This window comes from Streptomyces olivaceus, from assembly GCF_000721235.1.
In the GTDB taxonomy this organism is placed as follows: Bacteria; Actinomycetota; Actinomycetes; order Streptomycetales; family Streptomycetaceae; genus Streptomyces; species Streptomyces olivaceus.
In genome coordinates this window covers 13,609-27,736 of sequence record NZ_JOFH01000036.1, presented here as the reverse complement: position 1 = coordinate 27,736, position 14,128 = coordinate 13,609, and the positions used below count along the sequence as shown (strand labels likewise).

13 protein-coding genes are annotated in these 14,128 nt (G+C 71.5%); 7 read left to right on the top strand and 6 right to left on the bottom strand.

Annotation, left to right across the window (positions count from 1 at the left end; all coding sequences use genetic code 11):
* Nucleotides 1–18: 18 nt before the first annotated feature.
* The 3 genes from IG94_RS0131470 to IG94_RS0131460 are packed head-to-tail and all read right to left on the bottom strand — an operon-like array spanning nt 19 to nt 2,334.
* Nucleotides 19–972, bottom strand: coding sequence for an ABC transporter (locus IG94_RS0131470; RefSeq protein ID WP_031045063.1), 954 nt, complete (start codon nt 970–972; stop codon nt 19–21).
* A complete protein-coding gene (locus IG94_RS0131465) occupies nt 969–1,904 on the bottom strand; it encodes an ABC transporter ATP-binding protein (RefSeq protein WP_031045060.1) in 936 nt (311 codons plus the stop codon). Before IG94_RS0131465 ends, IG94_RS0131470 begins: the two co-directional genes overlap by 4 nt.
* Nucleotides 1,897–2,334, bottom strand: a complete 438-nt coding sequence (locus IG94_RS0131460; protein WP_031045058.1) for a GntR family transcriptional regulator — start codon at nt 2,332–2,334, stop codon at nt 1,897–1,899. Before IG94_RS0131460 ends, IG94_RS0131465 begins: the two co-directional genes overlap by 8 nt.
* A gap of 215 nt (nt 2,335–2,549) precedes the next feature.
* Here IG94_RS0131460 and IG94_RS0131455 point away from each other — a divergent pair, with 215 nt between their 5' ends.
* Nucleotides 2,550–5,723: a discoidin domain-containing protein gene (locus tag IG94_RS0131455; RefSeq protein WP_043485111.1), complete on the top strand. Its 3,174-nt coding sequence runs from the start codon at nt 2,550–2,552 to the stop codon at nt 5,721–5,723.
* Nucleotides 5,720–6,178 (top strand): GntT/GntP/DsdX family permease, encoded by a 459-nt coding sequence (locus IG94_RS44405; RefSeq protein WP_397936398.1) that lies wholly within the window; start codon nt 5,720–5,722, stop codon nt 6,176–6,178. The genes IG94_RS0131455 and IG94_RS44405 overlap by 4 nt, the downstream gene beginning before the upstream one ends.
* On the opposite strand, the gene IG94_RS0131450 is transcribed toward IG94_RS44405, so the two are convergent.
* The 3 genes from IG94_RS0131450 to IG94_RS0131440 all read right to left on the bottom strand — a co-directional run bounded on the left by IG94_RS0131450 (nt 6,077) and on the right by IG94_RS0131440 (nt 8,277).
* Nucleotides 6,077–7,444, bottom strand: a complete 1,368-nt coding sequence (locus IG94_RS0131450; protein WP_078892496.1) for a GAF domain-containing SpoIIE family protein phosphatase — start codon at nt 7,442–7,444, stop codon at nt 6,077–6,079. The two genes, IG94_RS44405 and IG94_RS0131450, sit on opposite strands and share 102 nt — an antisense overlap.
* A gap of 243 nt (nt 7,445–7,687) precedes the next feature.
* Nucleotides 7,688–7,888: a DUF6126 family protein gene (locus IG94_RS44250; protein ID WP_031045050.1), complete on the bottom strand. Its 201-nt coding sequence runs from the start codon at nt 7,886–7,888 to the stop codon at nt 7,688–7,690.
* Between the two features lie 50 nt (nt 7,889–7,938).
* Complete coding sequence (locus IG94_RS0131440) at nt 7,939–8,277, bottom strand: ArsR/SmtB family transcription factor (protein ID WP_031045047.1); 339 nt, start codon at nt 8,275–8,277, stop codon at nt 7,939–7,941.
* 378 nt (nt 8,278–8,655) lie between these two features.
* Here IG94_RS0131440 and IG94_RS0131430 point away from each other — a divergent pair, with 378 nt between their 5' ends.
* The 5 genes from IG94_RS0131430 to IG94_RS0131410 all read left to right on the top strand — a co-directional run bounded on the left by IG94_RS0131430 (nt 8,656) and on the right by IG94_RS0131410 (nt 14,107).
* A complete protein-coding gene (locus IG94_RS0131430; protein ID WP_052410949.1) occupies nt 8,656–10,410 on the top strand; it encodes a SulP family inorganic anion transporter in 1,755 nt (584 codons plus the stop codon).
* An 87-nt stretch (nt 10,411–10,497) separates the two neighbouring features.
* Nucleotides 10,498–10,923 (top strand): ATP-binding protein, encoded by a 426-nt coding sequence (locus IG94_RS0131425; protein ID WP_031045041.1) that lies wholly within the window; start codon nt 10,498–10,500, stop codon nt 10,921–10,923.
* Nucleotides 10,924–11,050: 127 nt separating this feature from the next.
* Nucleotides 11,051–11,404, top strand: a complete 354-nt coding sequence (locus IG94_RS0131420) for an ArsR/SmtB family transcription factor (protein ID WP_031045038.1) — start codon at nt 11,051–11,053, stop codon at nt 11,402–11,404.
* Between the two features lie 278 nt (nt 11,405–11,682).
* Nucleotides 11,683–12,360 carry a GntR family transcriptional regulator gene (locus IG94_RS0131415; protein WP_224286143.1) on the top strand — a complete coding sequence of 226 codons (678 nt, stop codon included), beginning with the start codon at nt 11,683–11,685 and terminating at the stop codon, nt 12,358–12,360.
* A 97-nt stretch (nt 12,361–12,457) separates the two neighbouring features.
* The gene (locus tag IG94_RS0131410; protein WP_031045032.1) at nt 12,458–14,107 is read left to right on the top strand and encodes an allantoin permease; all 1,650 of its coding nucleotides are present in this window, start codon (nt 12,458–12,460) and stop codon (nt 14,105–14,107) included.
* The last annotated feature ends 21 nt before the right edge of the window (nt 14,108–14,128 follow it).

The following is a 14,128-nucleotide window of genomic DNA, read 5'->3' as shown; positions in this document are numbered from 1 at the left end:
CGAAGCGGGAGGCGGGTCTCAGACAGGGCGCTTGCCGCCCCAGAGGAAGAGGAACGCCGTGACGGCTGCCGTCAGGGCCAGCAGGATCGACGCGCCGAACCACTGCATGCCGGTCATCTGCGACATCGGCAGGTAGTCGATCGACCAGCCCACGACATCGGCCTTCCTCAGGCACAGCTCGGTCGCCCGCTCCGTCTGCGCGTCGGCACAGGTGCCGATGCCGAGGAGTTTCCCGTCGCCGGTGATGTACGACGCCCCGCCCGTCCGGTACGCGCCCGTGGGCAGGACCTGGGCCGGGTACTCGGCCGTGACGCCCTTGCTCGTGGTGAGCGTGAGGACGTTGCCGAGCGACAGCAGCAAGTGGGACCAGACGAGTTGGACGGCGACGGTGAACGCGAGGGTGACCGCCATGGCCGCCAGTGTGCGGCGCAGCACCAGGCCGATCGCCGCCCCGCCGAGGACGGAGAGGAGGGCGAGGGCCACGGGCACGGGTCCCGTGGTGTTGAAGTTGTACTCGAAGATCCACTCGGCGGCCGTGACCTCGGACTGGTAGAGGTCGAACCACCAGCCGAACGCGGCCGACAGCGCGACCGTGCTCACCACGACCACCACTGAGGTCAGCGCCAGCTTCGTGGTCAGCCAGCGGGTCCGGCTCACGGACTGGGCGGCGACCAGCCTGGCGGTGCCGTTCTCCAGGTCGCCGGCGAACAGCGGGGCACCGAGGAAGACACCGAGCAGGATGGGGACCAGCCGCAGTCCTGTGGACGTGGTGCTGTAGCCGCCGATGTACACCTGGGACCGCTGGAAGACGATGTACGCCACGGCGAGCGCGGAGGCGCCGAGAACGGTCCAGAAGGCCGCCCGGTGCTGCCGCCAGACGAGCCAGGCCATGCCCTTGAACAGCTGGGGAAGTCGGCCGGTGCCTGCGGCCCGGGCCCCGGTCGTCGTCGAGGTGCTGGTGAGAGAGCTCATGCTGCCACCGTCCGGGTGTCGTACGCGCGGGCCTGAGCGGTGGGGGTGATCAGGGGTGCCGCGCCGGGTGAGCGAAGATAGGCGATCAGGAGTTCTTCCAGGTTCGGGCTGTCCGTCTCCCAGCGGCCGGCGGCCGGGCCTTCCGAGCGGATCAGGGCGGTGAACTGCCGTCCGCTGACACGGGATTCGACGAGGGAATGCTGCGCGAGGGAGGCCGGCAGGTCCTCGCCCTCCTTGGCGCCGGTGACGACGGTGTGCACGGACAGCAGCTCCTCCACGTCACCGGCGAGGCGTACTTCGCCGCCGGAGAGGACGACGAGGTAGTCGCAGACGTTCTCCAGTTCGGCCAGGACGTGGGTGGACATCAGGAGGGTGGTGCCGCGCTCGGCGGTGTCGGCGAGGAGGGTGCCCATCACCTCCTGGCGCGCGACCGGGTCGAGGTCCGCCATCGGTTCGTCGAGCAGCAGCAGGTCGGGGCGCTTGCCGAGGGCGAGGGCAAGGGCGACGCGGCTGCGCAGGCCGCCGGAGAGGCTGCCGATCCTCGCGTCGAGGGGCACGTCGCCCGCGCGGACGACGTCCTCGGCGGTGCGCTGGTCCCAACCGGGGTTCAGTTCCCTCCCCAGCCTCAGGGTCTCCGCCACGGTGAACCGGCGGAACAGCGGCTTGTCCTGGGCGAGGAAGGCGGTGCGCCCCGAGTCCGCCGAACCCGGTGCCGCACCGAACACGCTGAGCGTGCCCTGCGTCGGCTCCAGGACGCGGGCCGCGATGCTCAGCAGCGTGGTCTTGCCCGCCCCGTTGGGACCGACCAGCCCGCAGATCCGTCCCGCCGGGAGCCGGAAGGAACAGTCCTTCAGTGCCCACCCCCGCCGGTAGCGCATCCCCAGTGCGTGCGCCTCGATCGCCGACTCCCCTGCGTGCATACCGTCACTCACCAGCGCTCCCAGTCGTCGTGGCCGCCGTCTTCGGGCCGGCGGCGTACTGCTTGTCCATGGCCGACGCGACCAGCGCGGCCACGTCCTCCCTCTCCAGGCCCGCCTCGGCCGCCCGGGACACCCACGCCGCCAACTCCCCGTACAGCGGTGAGTCGGTGCCCGCCGAGGGGCGGGCCAGCGTGCGGCGTACGAACGTGCCCTGGCCCGGCCGCGGTTCGACCAGGCCCTCACGCTCCAGCTCGCGGTACGCCTTGAGAGTGGTGTTCGGGTTGACCGCGCTGACCTCGGCGACGCTCTTGGCGGTCGGCAGCCGGTCGCCGGGCACCAGGACGCCCAGCCGCAGAGCCTGCTTGGTCTGCTGCACGATCTGCTGGAAGGCAGGTACTCCGCTCCGCCTGTCGATACGGAACTCCACGATCATCACCACCATTCCACTACTTGATTAGTGGAATCATGAAGGCAGGCGAGAGCGAATGTCAACGAGTTCCGGGAGGGCGCCGACCAACCGTCCGTCACGAGCCGTGCCACGGGTGACGGCGCGACCGCACCCGGTAGTGCCTCGTGCACCCTCATTGACAGGGTTCGCCGGAGGATCCAAGAATGACCGCGCGCTGACAACGTTGTCTCATCCGAAGGAGGACCACCGTGGGGTCCCCGTCCCTCCCGTTCCTCCCGTCACCGGCCGCCCTCCGGCTGGGCCGCCGCCGGCTGTTGCAGCTCATCGGCGCGACCGGCACCGCGGCCGTCCTCCCGTCGGCGGCCGGGCTCACCACGGCCACGGCAGCCGTCCCTGCCGCTCCCCGGGCCGCGGACGGGGTTGCGGCGACGTACCACCGCGTGCTCCTGCGACACACCCGCTGGTCGGAGAGCCAGTGGGACGAGGCCAAGGGCATCTACACCGACAAGGACTTCGGCTTCGCCGTCGTCCTCGGCCACGCCGTCCTGCTGACCCACGGCGACTTCGACGCGGACGAGGCGGGCATCGACCGCGCCACGCTCCGCTCCCGGACCCTGGCGACCCTGCGCCACTACGCCGCGTCCAACCGGCTGACCGGCGGTTCCCAGTGGGGCCGCAAGCTGTTCTTCGACACCACCTTCCAGTCGTACTTCATCCTCGCCGCGCGCCTCCTCTGGGACGAGTTGGACGACGCCACGCGTACCGCGGTCGACACCATCACCCGCGAACAGGCGGCCTACACCCACTCCCTGGGCACGGGCGACGATCCCGACTCGGGCGACTGGACGCCCAACGGCCTCAAGGGCGGGTACGTCGGCGACACCAAGCTGGAGGAGATGGGCCTGTACGCGCAGACCCTGGCCCCCGCGCTGGCCTGGGCGCCGGACGACCGGCGGCACGCCGACTGGGCCGCCGGGTACGGAACCTGGTCGCGCAACGAGGCGGGGCTGCCGCCCGCCGACCTGGCCAACCCGGCGCGGGTGGACGGGGTTCCGGTGTCCCGCAACACCGCGCACAACACGTACGACACCTTCATCGTGGAGAACCACGGCTCGTTCGGCCCGCACTACCAGGAGGAGCTGTGGCGCACCTCGGGCCGCAACGCGGCACACTTCCTGGCGGCGGGGCGACCGCTGCCCGAGGTGCTGACGGCGCAGCCGAACGCGGGACCGCTGTGGCGGACGCTGCTGGGGGTGATGTCCGACGCGGGCGAGCCGCTGATGCCGATGGTCGACGACCGGGAGCACCTCTACGGCAGGGACGTGATCCCGCTGGCCTTCCTCTCCCGGGTGGCCGGTGACCGGGCCGCGGCCCGCGCCGAGCTGGAACTGGCCGCCCGCCTCGAGGCGTATCAGAAGTATCCGCCGGAGTACCGGCTCGCGAAGTTCTCGGGCGAACCCAAGTACGAGCCGGAGGCGCGCGCCGAACTGGCCATCAGCTACCTGCTGCACGTGTGGCCGGGCGCCGGCACCCCGGTGACACCGCTGACCGGCGCGGAGCTGTTCGCTCACGCCTCCGGGGTCACCGACTTCGGTGCCGGTCCCGGGCTCGTCTCCCACCAGTCGCCCGCGGGCTGGGCGGGGGCGGTGTCCAAGCCGGGCTACGTGAAGTTCGCCTGGCAACCGGGCCACGACGACTGGCTGTTCAAGCTCGGCGGCGGCACGCCGATGTTCCTGCCGTCGACCGCCGCGAAGCTCACCGGCCGGACGGTACGTGTGCACACGTCGCTGCGGGACGGCTTCGACGGCAGCGCGACTCTGCTGCGGCTCGACGGTGGCGACGGCTCCACGGGGTTCGCCGGCTTCGTGACGCTCCCCTCGGGTGCGGTGGTCCACGCCGCCGACTCCCGGGTCGCCGGCGACGGTCCGCGCCTTGAGGTGCACAACCTCACCATGCCCGGGGTGGCGGGCCTGACCGGCAGCCGCACGTACCGGTTCGCGGAGGGCACGGCGACGGTCCGCGCCCGGGACGCCGCCGAGTCGCCGTCCACCGGCCGCACGGACGAGCTGACCTTCCCGCGGGTGACCGTGCGTCACCTGCGCATGCTGGGAGTGTGGCCGGACGCGGAGTACGGCTACTCGCTCTTCGCCGTCGAGGCGCGAGACGGAGCCGGCGGAGCCGACGCGGCGCGCGGCGGCTCGGCGACGGCGTCCTCGCACACGCCGGGCAGGGAGCCCGGCCTCGCGGTGGACGGCGACGGGACGACCCGCTGGGCCGTGTCAAAGGAGGAGCGCGGGCGGGCGGACAGCTGGTGGGCGGTGGATCTGGGCGCGGCGAAGCCGGTCGACCGGGTGACGCTGCGCTGGGAGGAGGCGGCCGGACGCCGCTACCGCGTACAGGGTTCGGCGGACGGCGAGAGCTGGGACGACCTGGTGACCGGCCCCGCTCCGGCAGTGAGCAGCACGGGCGGCTGGCTGGACGTCGACGGCCGCGCCGGACTGGTCGTGCGCGGCGGCACCCGCCCGCTCGCGGTGTACGGCGACACGATCGTCCTGGCGGCGGACGGAGCGGAGGAACCGCTGGTCGTCGAGGGCCACTGCGGCGTCTCCCCCGCCGAGTTGCGCGCGCTGGCGTCCCGTCCGGCTCCCGCGGCCGAGGACGACCGGATCGGCGCGGCGCTCACGGACGGCTACCTGAGCCTGTTCAACCTTTCGGCGGCCAGGGTCACCACCAAGGTGACCGTGCCGCGCGCAGCGGCACACCTGCCGGTCTACGAAGGCGAGCAGACGACCACGGCGGACGCCTCGGCCTACACGGCACACCTGGACGCCGCCTCGGCCCGCGTCCTCCCCCCGCGGTTCACCCTCACGCCGCTCTCCCCCGCGACGCTCCCGCCGGGTCTGCGGATCCGGGTGACCGACGGGGCACACCTGCACCTGACGGGCCCGGCCTGCCGAGTACGGATCGAGGCGCAGGGCCACCGCACCGAGGCGACGGTGCGCGCGGGCCGGGAGACCCACGTCACGCTGGACGGCGCGGCCGCCTACCCGCACGACGATCTCGCCCTGGACCGCGTCACCTTCCCCACCTCTCCGCTGCCGTCCGGGATGACCAGCCCGGAGAACGCCGTGGACGGCAGCCGGGACACCGCGTGGCAGCCCGGCCGCGACGGCCGCATGGTGGTGGACCTCGGCGCCCGGCGCACCGTCGAGGAGGTGGAGGCCGAGTGGACGCACCCGGACGCCCCCGCCGCGCACGTGGAGTTCAGCCGGGACGGCATCCGGTACCAGCGCGCGGGCGCCCTGACCGGCAAGGGCCGCGTCCGCCGCCTCACCCACTCGGGTTCCCCGCGCTATGTCGCCCTGGCGGTGCACGGGACGCCGCCGGAGGGGGCGGGGGTCGTCCGTTTCTCCGTCCGCTGACGCCGCTGCCGGTCGTCCTGATGCCGGTCCGCGCGGTCGCCGAGGTGGTCCTGCCCGAGGACAGCGGCGTCCGGCACGCCTGCGACGTCGTCGGGGAGCCGAGCGTGGCCCTGCTCGCCGGGTGCGTGCCGGCCGTGTTCACCCTCGGCGGCCGGGGCAGCGGCGTGTCCCGTCGTCTCCACCACCCGGCCGCGAACGGCTCGGACCTGGAGGCGGACCTGCGGGCGGACCTGGCGGCCCGGCCGAGGGCCTCGGCCCGTCGGTCACCGACCGCCCCGGCGGCCACGCGTCAGCCGTACGCGACAACGCCGACCGGAGTGGCGGCGTGGTGCATGGGGCCGGGTCAGGTGTGGCTAGTCGGTCAGGCGCGGAGTGCGCAGGGCGATGACGGCCTTGTCGTCGTGGCCGTCGCCCGGGCGGTGTGTGATCAGGGCCCGGCAGAGTTCGTCGGGTGACAGCCCGGCGAACCGCGAAACGGTGACGGCCAGGGAGTCCAGCCCCCGGTCCAGTGGCTGGCCGGGGATCTCCACCAGGCCGTCGGTGAACAGGACGACGGTGCTGTCCGTGGGAAGCACGTCGCAGTGGTCGGGCCGGTGGAGGTCGGGGGCCACTCCGAGCGGGATTCCGGGTTCGTGGTCCAGGTAGCGGACCCGTCCGTCGGGCAGGAGCACGAGCGGGGGCGGGTGCCCGGCGCTGGACCAGCGCAACCGCCAGGCTTGATCGACGGGCTCCAGTCGGGCAAGCAGGGCGGTGGCGATGGGCGCCTCGTCCAGGGCGGCGTTCATGATGCGGTCGAGCCGGGCGAGGGAGACGCCGGGCGGAGCGTGTCGGTCGAAGTAGAGGGCCCGCAGCATGTTGCGGATCTGCGACATGTCGGCGGCGGCCCGCAGGTCGTGCCCCACGACGTCGCCGATCACCGCTGCGCACGCACCGCCGGGCAGCACCATGGCGTCGTACCAGTCACCGCCCACGGCGGCCGGGGCGCTTGCCGGTCGGTAGGCCGCGCCGGCGGTGAAAGGCCGCAGGTCGGGCAGGCGGGGCAGGAGCAGCCGTTGGAACTGCTCGCTGCTGTTGCGGACCTGCTGGTAGAGGCGGGCGTTCTCGATCGCCACGCCGGCGGTACCGGCGAGGGCGCGGATCACGCCTTCGTCGTGGCGGTCGAAGGGCTGCCCGTCCTTGCGTTCGGAGAGATAGAGGTTGCCGTAGACCCGTCCCCGTACGCTGATGGCGACGCCGAGCAGGGTGCGCATGGGCGGGTGCCCGGGCGGGAAGCCCGCCGACTCCTGGTGGCGCGAGATGTCCTTGACCCGCAGCGGTTCGGGATGGTGGATCAGATGTCCCAGCAGACCTCTGCCTCTGGGCAGCTCCACCCCCTCCAGTCCGGCGAGTTCCTTGGAGGTGAGTCCAAGGGGAATGAATTCCTCCAGGAGCCGGCCTTCCTGGTCGAGTACTCCCATGGCGCCGTAGCGGGCTCCCACCAGGTCCATCGCCGTACGGACGATGCGGCGCAGCACTGTGGGCAGCTCCAGTTCGCCGGTGATGCTCATCACCGCTTGGAGCAGCTCCTGCAGCGTGCTCTGGGCACGGGCCAGAGCGTGCAGTTGCTCGCCGATCCGGTTCAGGTCCGAGCTGAGAGGCAGGTCGAGCAGCGAGGTGTAGGGCTCGTCGGGCCCGTGTCCGGTCGAGTCGTCGTCGGGTGGGCTCTGCCGGTCCACCGCCATCGCGCCCGCCTCACTTCCGCTGTCCGCCCAGGTGCCGCGCGATACCCGGACCGGGTCCGTCGCGTCTGCCTGTGCCGTCCCGGACCGCGTACCCGCAGAGGGCCGGACCCGCCGGCCGAACCGGCCTCTCGCCACACTCTCACTCGGCGGGCGGAAGTGTGCCGTTCGTGGGCCGCCGGTCGGCGTAACGCCTCACCGCCGCGGCGGGACCGCTCCGCGATCACCCGGGCGACCCGGGCATCCTCACTTGTGCGCGTGCTCGCCCAGGTAGAAGAGCAGCCAGATGAAACCGGCGAACAGGTGCGTACCGAAGATGTAGAAACCGGCCCGGAGGGCGACGCCCCGTTCGAACCATCCCTCCTCGTCCTTCCTGTCCTTCCTGGCCTTCCTGTTCTTCTTCTCCGCCGGCCTGCCGGGCTGTGCGGCGCTGGTCTCGTGGCTCATCGGGGCGTCCTCCTGTATGCCGGCCTCCACCGGCGCCGTCGTGCGGGCGCTCATGGCCCCGGCGCGGTGGTCTGCAGCTCTTCGAGCAGCTGCTGCTGTCCCGTGATCAGGACGGACAGGATCCGCCTGGCGGCCGCAAGCAGGTCGGCCACGTCTCCGCCGGCCAGTTCGTACACGACGGTGGAGCCGGTACGGGTCGCACGGACGAGGCCGGAGCGGCGCAACACCGCGAGCTGCTGCGACAGGTTCGACGGCTCGACCCCGATGTCCGCGAGCAGTTCGCGCACCGGCCGCGGCCCGTCCTGCAGCAGTTCCAGGACCCGGATGCGCACCGGGTGCCCGAGCATCTTGAAGAAGTCGGCCTTCGCCTCGTACAGGGGGACAGGCACCCGGTTCACCTCTCGTCCACTTCCACGGCCGGGGTGGCGGACCCATGTCCCCGGGCCACGCGTACCGCGTCGTCCACGTCGGCCTCCTCCACAACGAGACACCTTGCGAGTCGAGGCAATTATCTGATTGAAGAACTCTTCAAGTCAATCGAGGCGGCCGCACACCCCGGCACCGGGACATCCCACACCCTGACGTCCCGGGAGTCGGACCCGCCGGCCCCGAACACCTCTCAGGTGCAGGATTGCGAAACTTTGCAATTCATTAGATGCTTACGTACCTGCTCTCGGCAGGCGAGTGCGGGGGCCTGTGCCGCTGAGGCAGGGGCCAACACCTCCGGGCTGCCGGGCGGTTTCGGGACAGGGAGGGGGTGCAGCGTGATGCGAACGGCGATCGGTTCGCTGGGTGACCGCCTCACCGGGCTGCTGCCGGGGCGGAGGGATGTGGCGCACATGCGCCGCAATCCGCGCCGGGATCTGCTGGCCGGGCTGACGGTGGCTGTCGTCGCGCTGCCGCTCGCGCTGGGATTCGGCGTCTCGTCCGGTCTCGGCGCCGAAGCGGGGCTGGCGACCGCCGTGGTCGCGGGAGCGCTGGCCGCGGTGTTCGGGGGATCCGACCTCCAGGTCTCCGGTCCGACGGGTGCGATGACGGTGGTACTGGTGCCGATCGTCGCCGAGCACGGCCCGTCAGGCGTGCTCATGGTCGGGCTGATGGCGGGCTTGATGCTCGTGGTCCTCGCTGTCCTGCGGGCCGGAAAGTACATGCGGTACGTACCCGCGCCCGTGGTCGAGGGCTTCACACTCGGTATCGCCTGTGTGATCGCCCTGCAGCAGATTCCCAACGCGCTGGGCGTGGACAAGCCCGAGGGCGAACGAGTGCTGGTGGTCGCTTGGCGCGCCCTGTCGGATTTCGCGCAGCACCCGAACTGGACCGCGGCCGGGCTCGCCCTGGCGGTCGCCGCCGTCATGCTGCTCGGAGCCCGCCGGTGGCCCATGGTGCCCTTCTCGATCCTCGCCGTGGCCGGGGCCACCGTGCTTGTGCAACTCGCCGGTCTGGACGCGGTTCCGCCGATCGGCGACCTTCCGGCCGGGCTGCCCGCGCCCTCACTGGCCTTCCTCGACCCTGCCGTGCTCGGCTCATTGCTCGCTCCGGCTGTTGCCGTGGCGGCGCTGGCCGCCCTGGAGTCCCTGCTGTCGGCCTCGGTCGCCGACGGAATGACGGCCGGTCAAAGACACGATCCCGATCGGGAGCTGTTCGGACAGGGACTGGCGAACATCGCCGCTCCCGTGTTCGGTGGTGTGCCCGCGACCGGGGCGATCGCCCGTACCGCCGTCAACGTGCGGACGGGCGCAAGCTCCCGGCTGGCCTCCCTCGTCCACGCCGCCGTGCTGGCCGGCATCGTCTTCACCCTCGCCCCCCTCGTGTCCAGGATTCCGCTGGCCGCGCTCGCGGGCGTCCTCCTGGCCACGGCCGTCCGCATGGTCGAGGTCGGATCGCTCCGTGCCATGGCCGGGGCCACTCGCTCCGATGCGCTGGTGCTGGTCCTCACCGCCGTGACCACCCTGGCGCTGGACCTCGTCTACGCGGTGGTCATCGGCCTCGCGGTAGCGGGTGTGCTGGCCCTTCGGGCAGTGGCCCGGCAGGCCCGCCTGGACGAGGTGCCTCTGGACCGGGGTGAGCACAGTGCCGAGGAACACACGCTGCTGGCCGAACACATCGTGGCCTACCGCCTCGACGGGCCGCTGTTCTTCGCGGCCGCCCACCAGCTCCTGCCGGAACTCGCAGCCGCCGCCGACGTCCGGGTCGTCATCCTGCGCATGTCGAGGGTGACGACCGTCGACGCCACCGGTGCACTGGCGTTGAAGGACGCGGTGGAGAAGCTGAACCGGCGCGGCATCGTCGTGACCGCCTCCGGCATCCGCCCCGCTCACCGCCGGCCCCTGGCCGCGATCGGGGTACTGGCACTGCTGCGGCTCGGGGAGGGCGAGTACGCCACGACACCGGAGGCCGTCCGGGCTGCGCGGGCCCACCTGGAGCGGGCCGGCGTACTCGCCCGGGCTTCCCGGACAGCCCACGAGGAAGCAGAAGAACCCGCCCTCGCCAAGCGGATCCTGCCCGAGGAAGCTCATGGCTGAGATGCCCGGAGACTCTGTGGCCGCCCAGGGCAGCGCACCGGGCCGGCCGGTGTGTGGGCAGCCCGCCGACGTCCCTCTGGAGACATGATGAACGCCCTGCTCAGCCCGCTCCCGCGTCGGCATGTGCTCACTCTGCCGGCAGCCCCCTCGGCGATCCGGCTCGCCCGGGAAACCGCCGAGCAGGCGTTCGCCGAGTGGGGAGTGCGGCCGCAGCATCCCACCGTGGGGCCCGCCCTGCTCATCCTCAGCGAGTTGGTCACCAACAGCATCCGCCATGCCGCGCCGCCTTCCGCACACGTGACCGTCGTCTATTCGGTGGGCCCGGACTGTCTTGCCTTCGCGGTGCACGACCGCCATCCGTACCGTCCGGTCCTGCGCACCGCGACGGCGGAGAACCCGACCGGAGGGCTGGCGACCGTCATGGAACTCACCACTGACCTGGGCGGCACCGCGGTCGTCCGCGGCGACTGCGACGAGCAGGGCAAGAGCATCTGGATCACCCTGCCCCTGTGAGCGGCGCCAGGGGTTGGGCCGGGCAAGTCCCCCGGACCAGGATGGGTGACGGGACGGTGGGAACATCACACGTCCCGGAGCGGTCATCAGGACCGCGTCATCCCGGTGCGAGAAGGGCGATGAACCGATGAGCACGCCGCTGTACCAGTTGAAGGCCGAGTTCTTCAAGACACTCGGCCACCCGGCCCGCATCCGCGTACTGGAACTGCTCAGCGAGCGGGAGCACGCGGTGGCGGAGATGCTGCCCAAAGTGGGGGTCGAACCGGCGCATCTGTCCCAGCAACTCGCCGTGCTGCGCCGGGCGAATCTTGTCGCGTCCCGCAAAGAAGGATCGACGGTGCACTACTCCTTGACCAGCCCGCACATCTCCGAGCTGCTCGGAGTCGCCCGCGAGATCCTCTCCGGCGTGCTCGCCGGGCAGGCGGAACTGCTCGTGGGTCTCCAGGCCGACCGGTCCGAGGCGGAGCCCCCGCCGGCCTGAAGGGTGGTGCAGCAGTCCGCCGAAGGGGCCGGCGAGGGTCTGCACATTCATCCGGCGTCCTTCATGTTCGCCGGAGTACTCCGGCCGGTCCGCGGCGATGCGGTGCGGTCGGCGGGCAGCAGGGTGCCGTCCGGAATCTCGTAGTGAGTGAGCGCCCGGAAACAACTTGTTCACCGCACCCGGCCATGCCGGGAAACAGGCCGTTCCTAGCGTGTCCGTTCATGGATTCGATGCCGTATACGCACGCGGACACCGCTACGGGCGGGAGCGTACAGCCGGTGCGCTCCTTGCGCGAGGCGGTCTACCGGGACCTGCGCGCGGCCGTACTCGACGGGGAGTTCGGCGTCCGTGAACGCCTGGCCGAGATTCGCCTGGCCGACCGGTTCGGGGTGTCACGGACACCCGTGCGCGAAGCGCTGGCCCGGCTGGCCTCGGACGCCCTGATCGAGCGGGGCTTCGGCGGCTACTACGTGACGGTGCCCAAGCTCGCCGAGCTCAAGGACTTCTACGAGCTCCGGATCACTCTCGAACTGCGCGGGATCTCCCGCGCGATCGAGGACCCGTCCTGTCGCCACGACCCCGCCGTCATCACGACGGAGCTGGACCGCTGGTACGCGATGCGCGAGCGGCCCCCGGCCGCGGACCCGCGGTTCGTCGTCCAGGACGAGCGGTTCCACGCCGAGCTCTCACGCGCATCGGGCAACTCCGCCCTCACCGACGCCCTCGTGTCGGTGAGCGAACGCATCCGCCGCGTGCGGATGTACGACTTCCTCACCGAGGACCGCGTGCGGACGACCGTCACCGAACACATCGAGATCATGGAGCTGGTCCGCGACGGGCGGCTCGACGAGGGCTACCGCGCCCTGCACGCCCACGTCGGTGACTCGATGGCCGTGGTCCTGGAGCGCGCCGAACGCGCCATGACGCAGATGGCCCTGCACTCCGACCGCCTCTGAGCACGTCGCCCCCCCCCGCCGCCCCCGCACCCCCAGCTCTGCTCCGCCGATCTCCCGCTCTCCCCTCACCCAGCGTCCGGCCCCTGGAGGGATGATCATGAGCACCACCGAATCACCTCTGACCGCATCGGCCCCCGCGACGGACCGCGCGGCCAAAGAGACCCTTGAGGACTACACCCTCCGCTTCGCTCCCCGCGGTTACCGCCGCTGGAGCCCCGCGGTCGTGGCCACCACCGCCCTCGGCGGCATCGCGTACCTGGCCGACTTCTCCATCGGCGCGGGCATCGGCCTGGCCCACGGCACCGGGAACGCGCTCATCGCGATCGCCGTCGCCGCCGTCGTCATCTTCGTCACCGGCTTCCCGCTCGCGTACTACGGCGCCCGGTACAACATCGACCTCGACCTGATCACCCGCGGCTCCGGCTTCGGCTACTACGGCTCGGTCCTCACCAGCGTCATCTTCGCCAGCTTCACCTTCATCTTCTTCGCCCTCGAAGGCTCGATCATGGCCCAGGGCCTCGAACTCGGCCTCGGGCTGCCGCTCTGGCTGGGCTACCTGGTCTCCACCCTCATGGTCATCCCCCTGGTGATCTACGGCATGAAGGCGCTCAGCAAGCTCCAGGTGTGGACCACCCCGATCTGGCTGGTCCTCATGATCGCTCCCCTGGCCCACCTCGTCGCCCGCGACCCCGGCACGGTCGACCGTTTCCTCTCCTACGCCGGCACCGACGGCGACGGCGGCGTCAACACGGCCTCCGTGCTGCTGGGAGCGGGCGTGTGCCTCTCGCTGATCGCGCAGATCGGGGAGCAGGTCGACTACCTGCGCTTCATGCCGCCCAAGACCCCGGAGAACAGGCGCGGTTGGTGGACGGCCGTGGTGATGGCCGGGCCGGGCTGGGTGGTGCTCGGCGCGCTGAAGCAGGCCATCGGCGTCTTCCTCGCCGTGTACATCCTCGCCGAGGTGGGGCCGGACGCCGCTCCCGAGCCGATTCAGCAGTTCCGCAGCGCCTTCGACGCGATGCTGCCCTCCTGGGTGGTCGTCCCCCTGGCCGTCGTCCTGGTCGTCATCAGCCAGATCAAGATCAACGTGACGAACGCGTACTCCGGTTCGCTGGCGTGGACGAACTCCTTCACCCGGGTCACCCGGCACTACCCCGGCCGCCTGGTCTTCGTCCTGGTCAACCTGGGCTTCGCGCTCGCGCTGATGGAGGCCGACATGTTCAGCTTCCTCAACGGCATCCTCGGCTTCTACTCGAACTGCGCCATCGCCTGGGTCGTCACCGTCGCCACCGACATCGGCGTCAACAAGTACGTCCTGAAGCTCTCGCCGCTCCGGCCCGAGTTCCGCCGCGGGATGCTCCACGCCGTCAACCCGGTGGGCGTCGTGGCCTTCGTCGCGGCCTCGGGGATCTCCATCGCCCTGTACTTCCACGCCCTGGGCGACACCCTTCAGCCCTACTCCCCCGTCGCCGCCGCGGTCATCGCCTTCGTCCTCACCCCGCTCATGGCGATCGTCACCAGGGGCAGGTACTACCTGCGCCGGCCCGACGACGGCATCGGCGAACCGCTCCTGGACCGCGACGGGAACCCCAGCGCGTCCGTGCTCGTCTGCCACGTCTGCCACGAGCACTACGAACGCCCCGACCTCGCGGCCTGCCAGACCCACGACGCGGTCGTCTGCTCCCTCTGCCTGAGCACCGACAGGGCCGGCGACCACGTCCTGCCCGCCCGGCCGACGGACACCTGAACCAACCGATCCCCCGAGGAG

Excerpts from the sequence above, each read along its gene's own strand:
- IG94_RS0131470 (WP_031045063.1), bottom strand. The coding sequence starts at position 972 with ATGAGCTCTCTCACCAGCACCTCGACGACGACCGGGGCCCGGGCCGCA.
- IG94_RS0131460 (WP_031045058.1), bottom strand. The coding sequence starts at position 2,334 with ATGGTGGTGATGATCGTGGAGTTCCGTATCGACAGGCGGAGCGGAGTA.
- IG94_RS0131450 (WP_078892496.1), bottom strand. The coding sequence starts at position 7,444 with ATGGCGGTGGACCGGCAGAGCCCACCCGACGACGACTCGACCGGACAC.
- IG94_RS44250 (WP_031045050.1), bottom strand. The coding sequence starts at position 7,888 with ATGAGCCACGAGACCAGCGCCGCACAGCCCGGCAGGCCGGCGGAGAAG.
- IG94_RS0131430 (WP_052410949.1), top strand. The coding sequence starts at position 8,656 with ATGCGAACGGCGATCGGTTCGCTGGGTGACCGCCTCACCGGGCTGCTG.
- IG94_RS0131425 (WP_031045041.1), top strand. The coding sequence starts at position 10,498 with ATGAACGCCCTGCTCAGCCCGCTCCCGCGTCGGCATGTGCTCACTCTG.
- IG94_RS0131420 (WP_031045038.1), top strand. The coding sequence starts at position 11,051 with ATGAGCACGCCGCTGTACCAGTTGAAGGCCGAGTTCTTCAAGACACTC.
- IG94_RS0131410 (WP_031045032.1), top strand. The coding sequence starts at position 12,458 with ATGAGCACCACCGAATCACCTCTGACCGCATCGGCCCCCGCGACGGAC.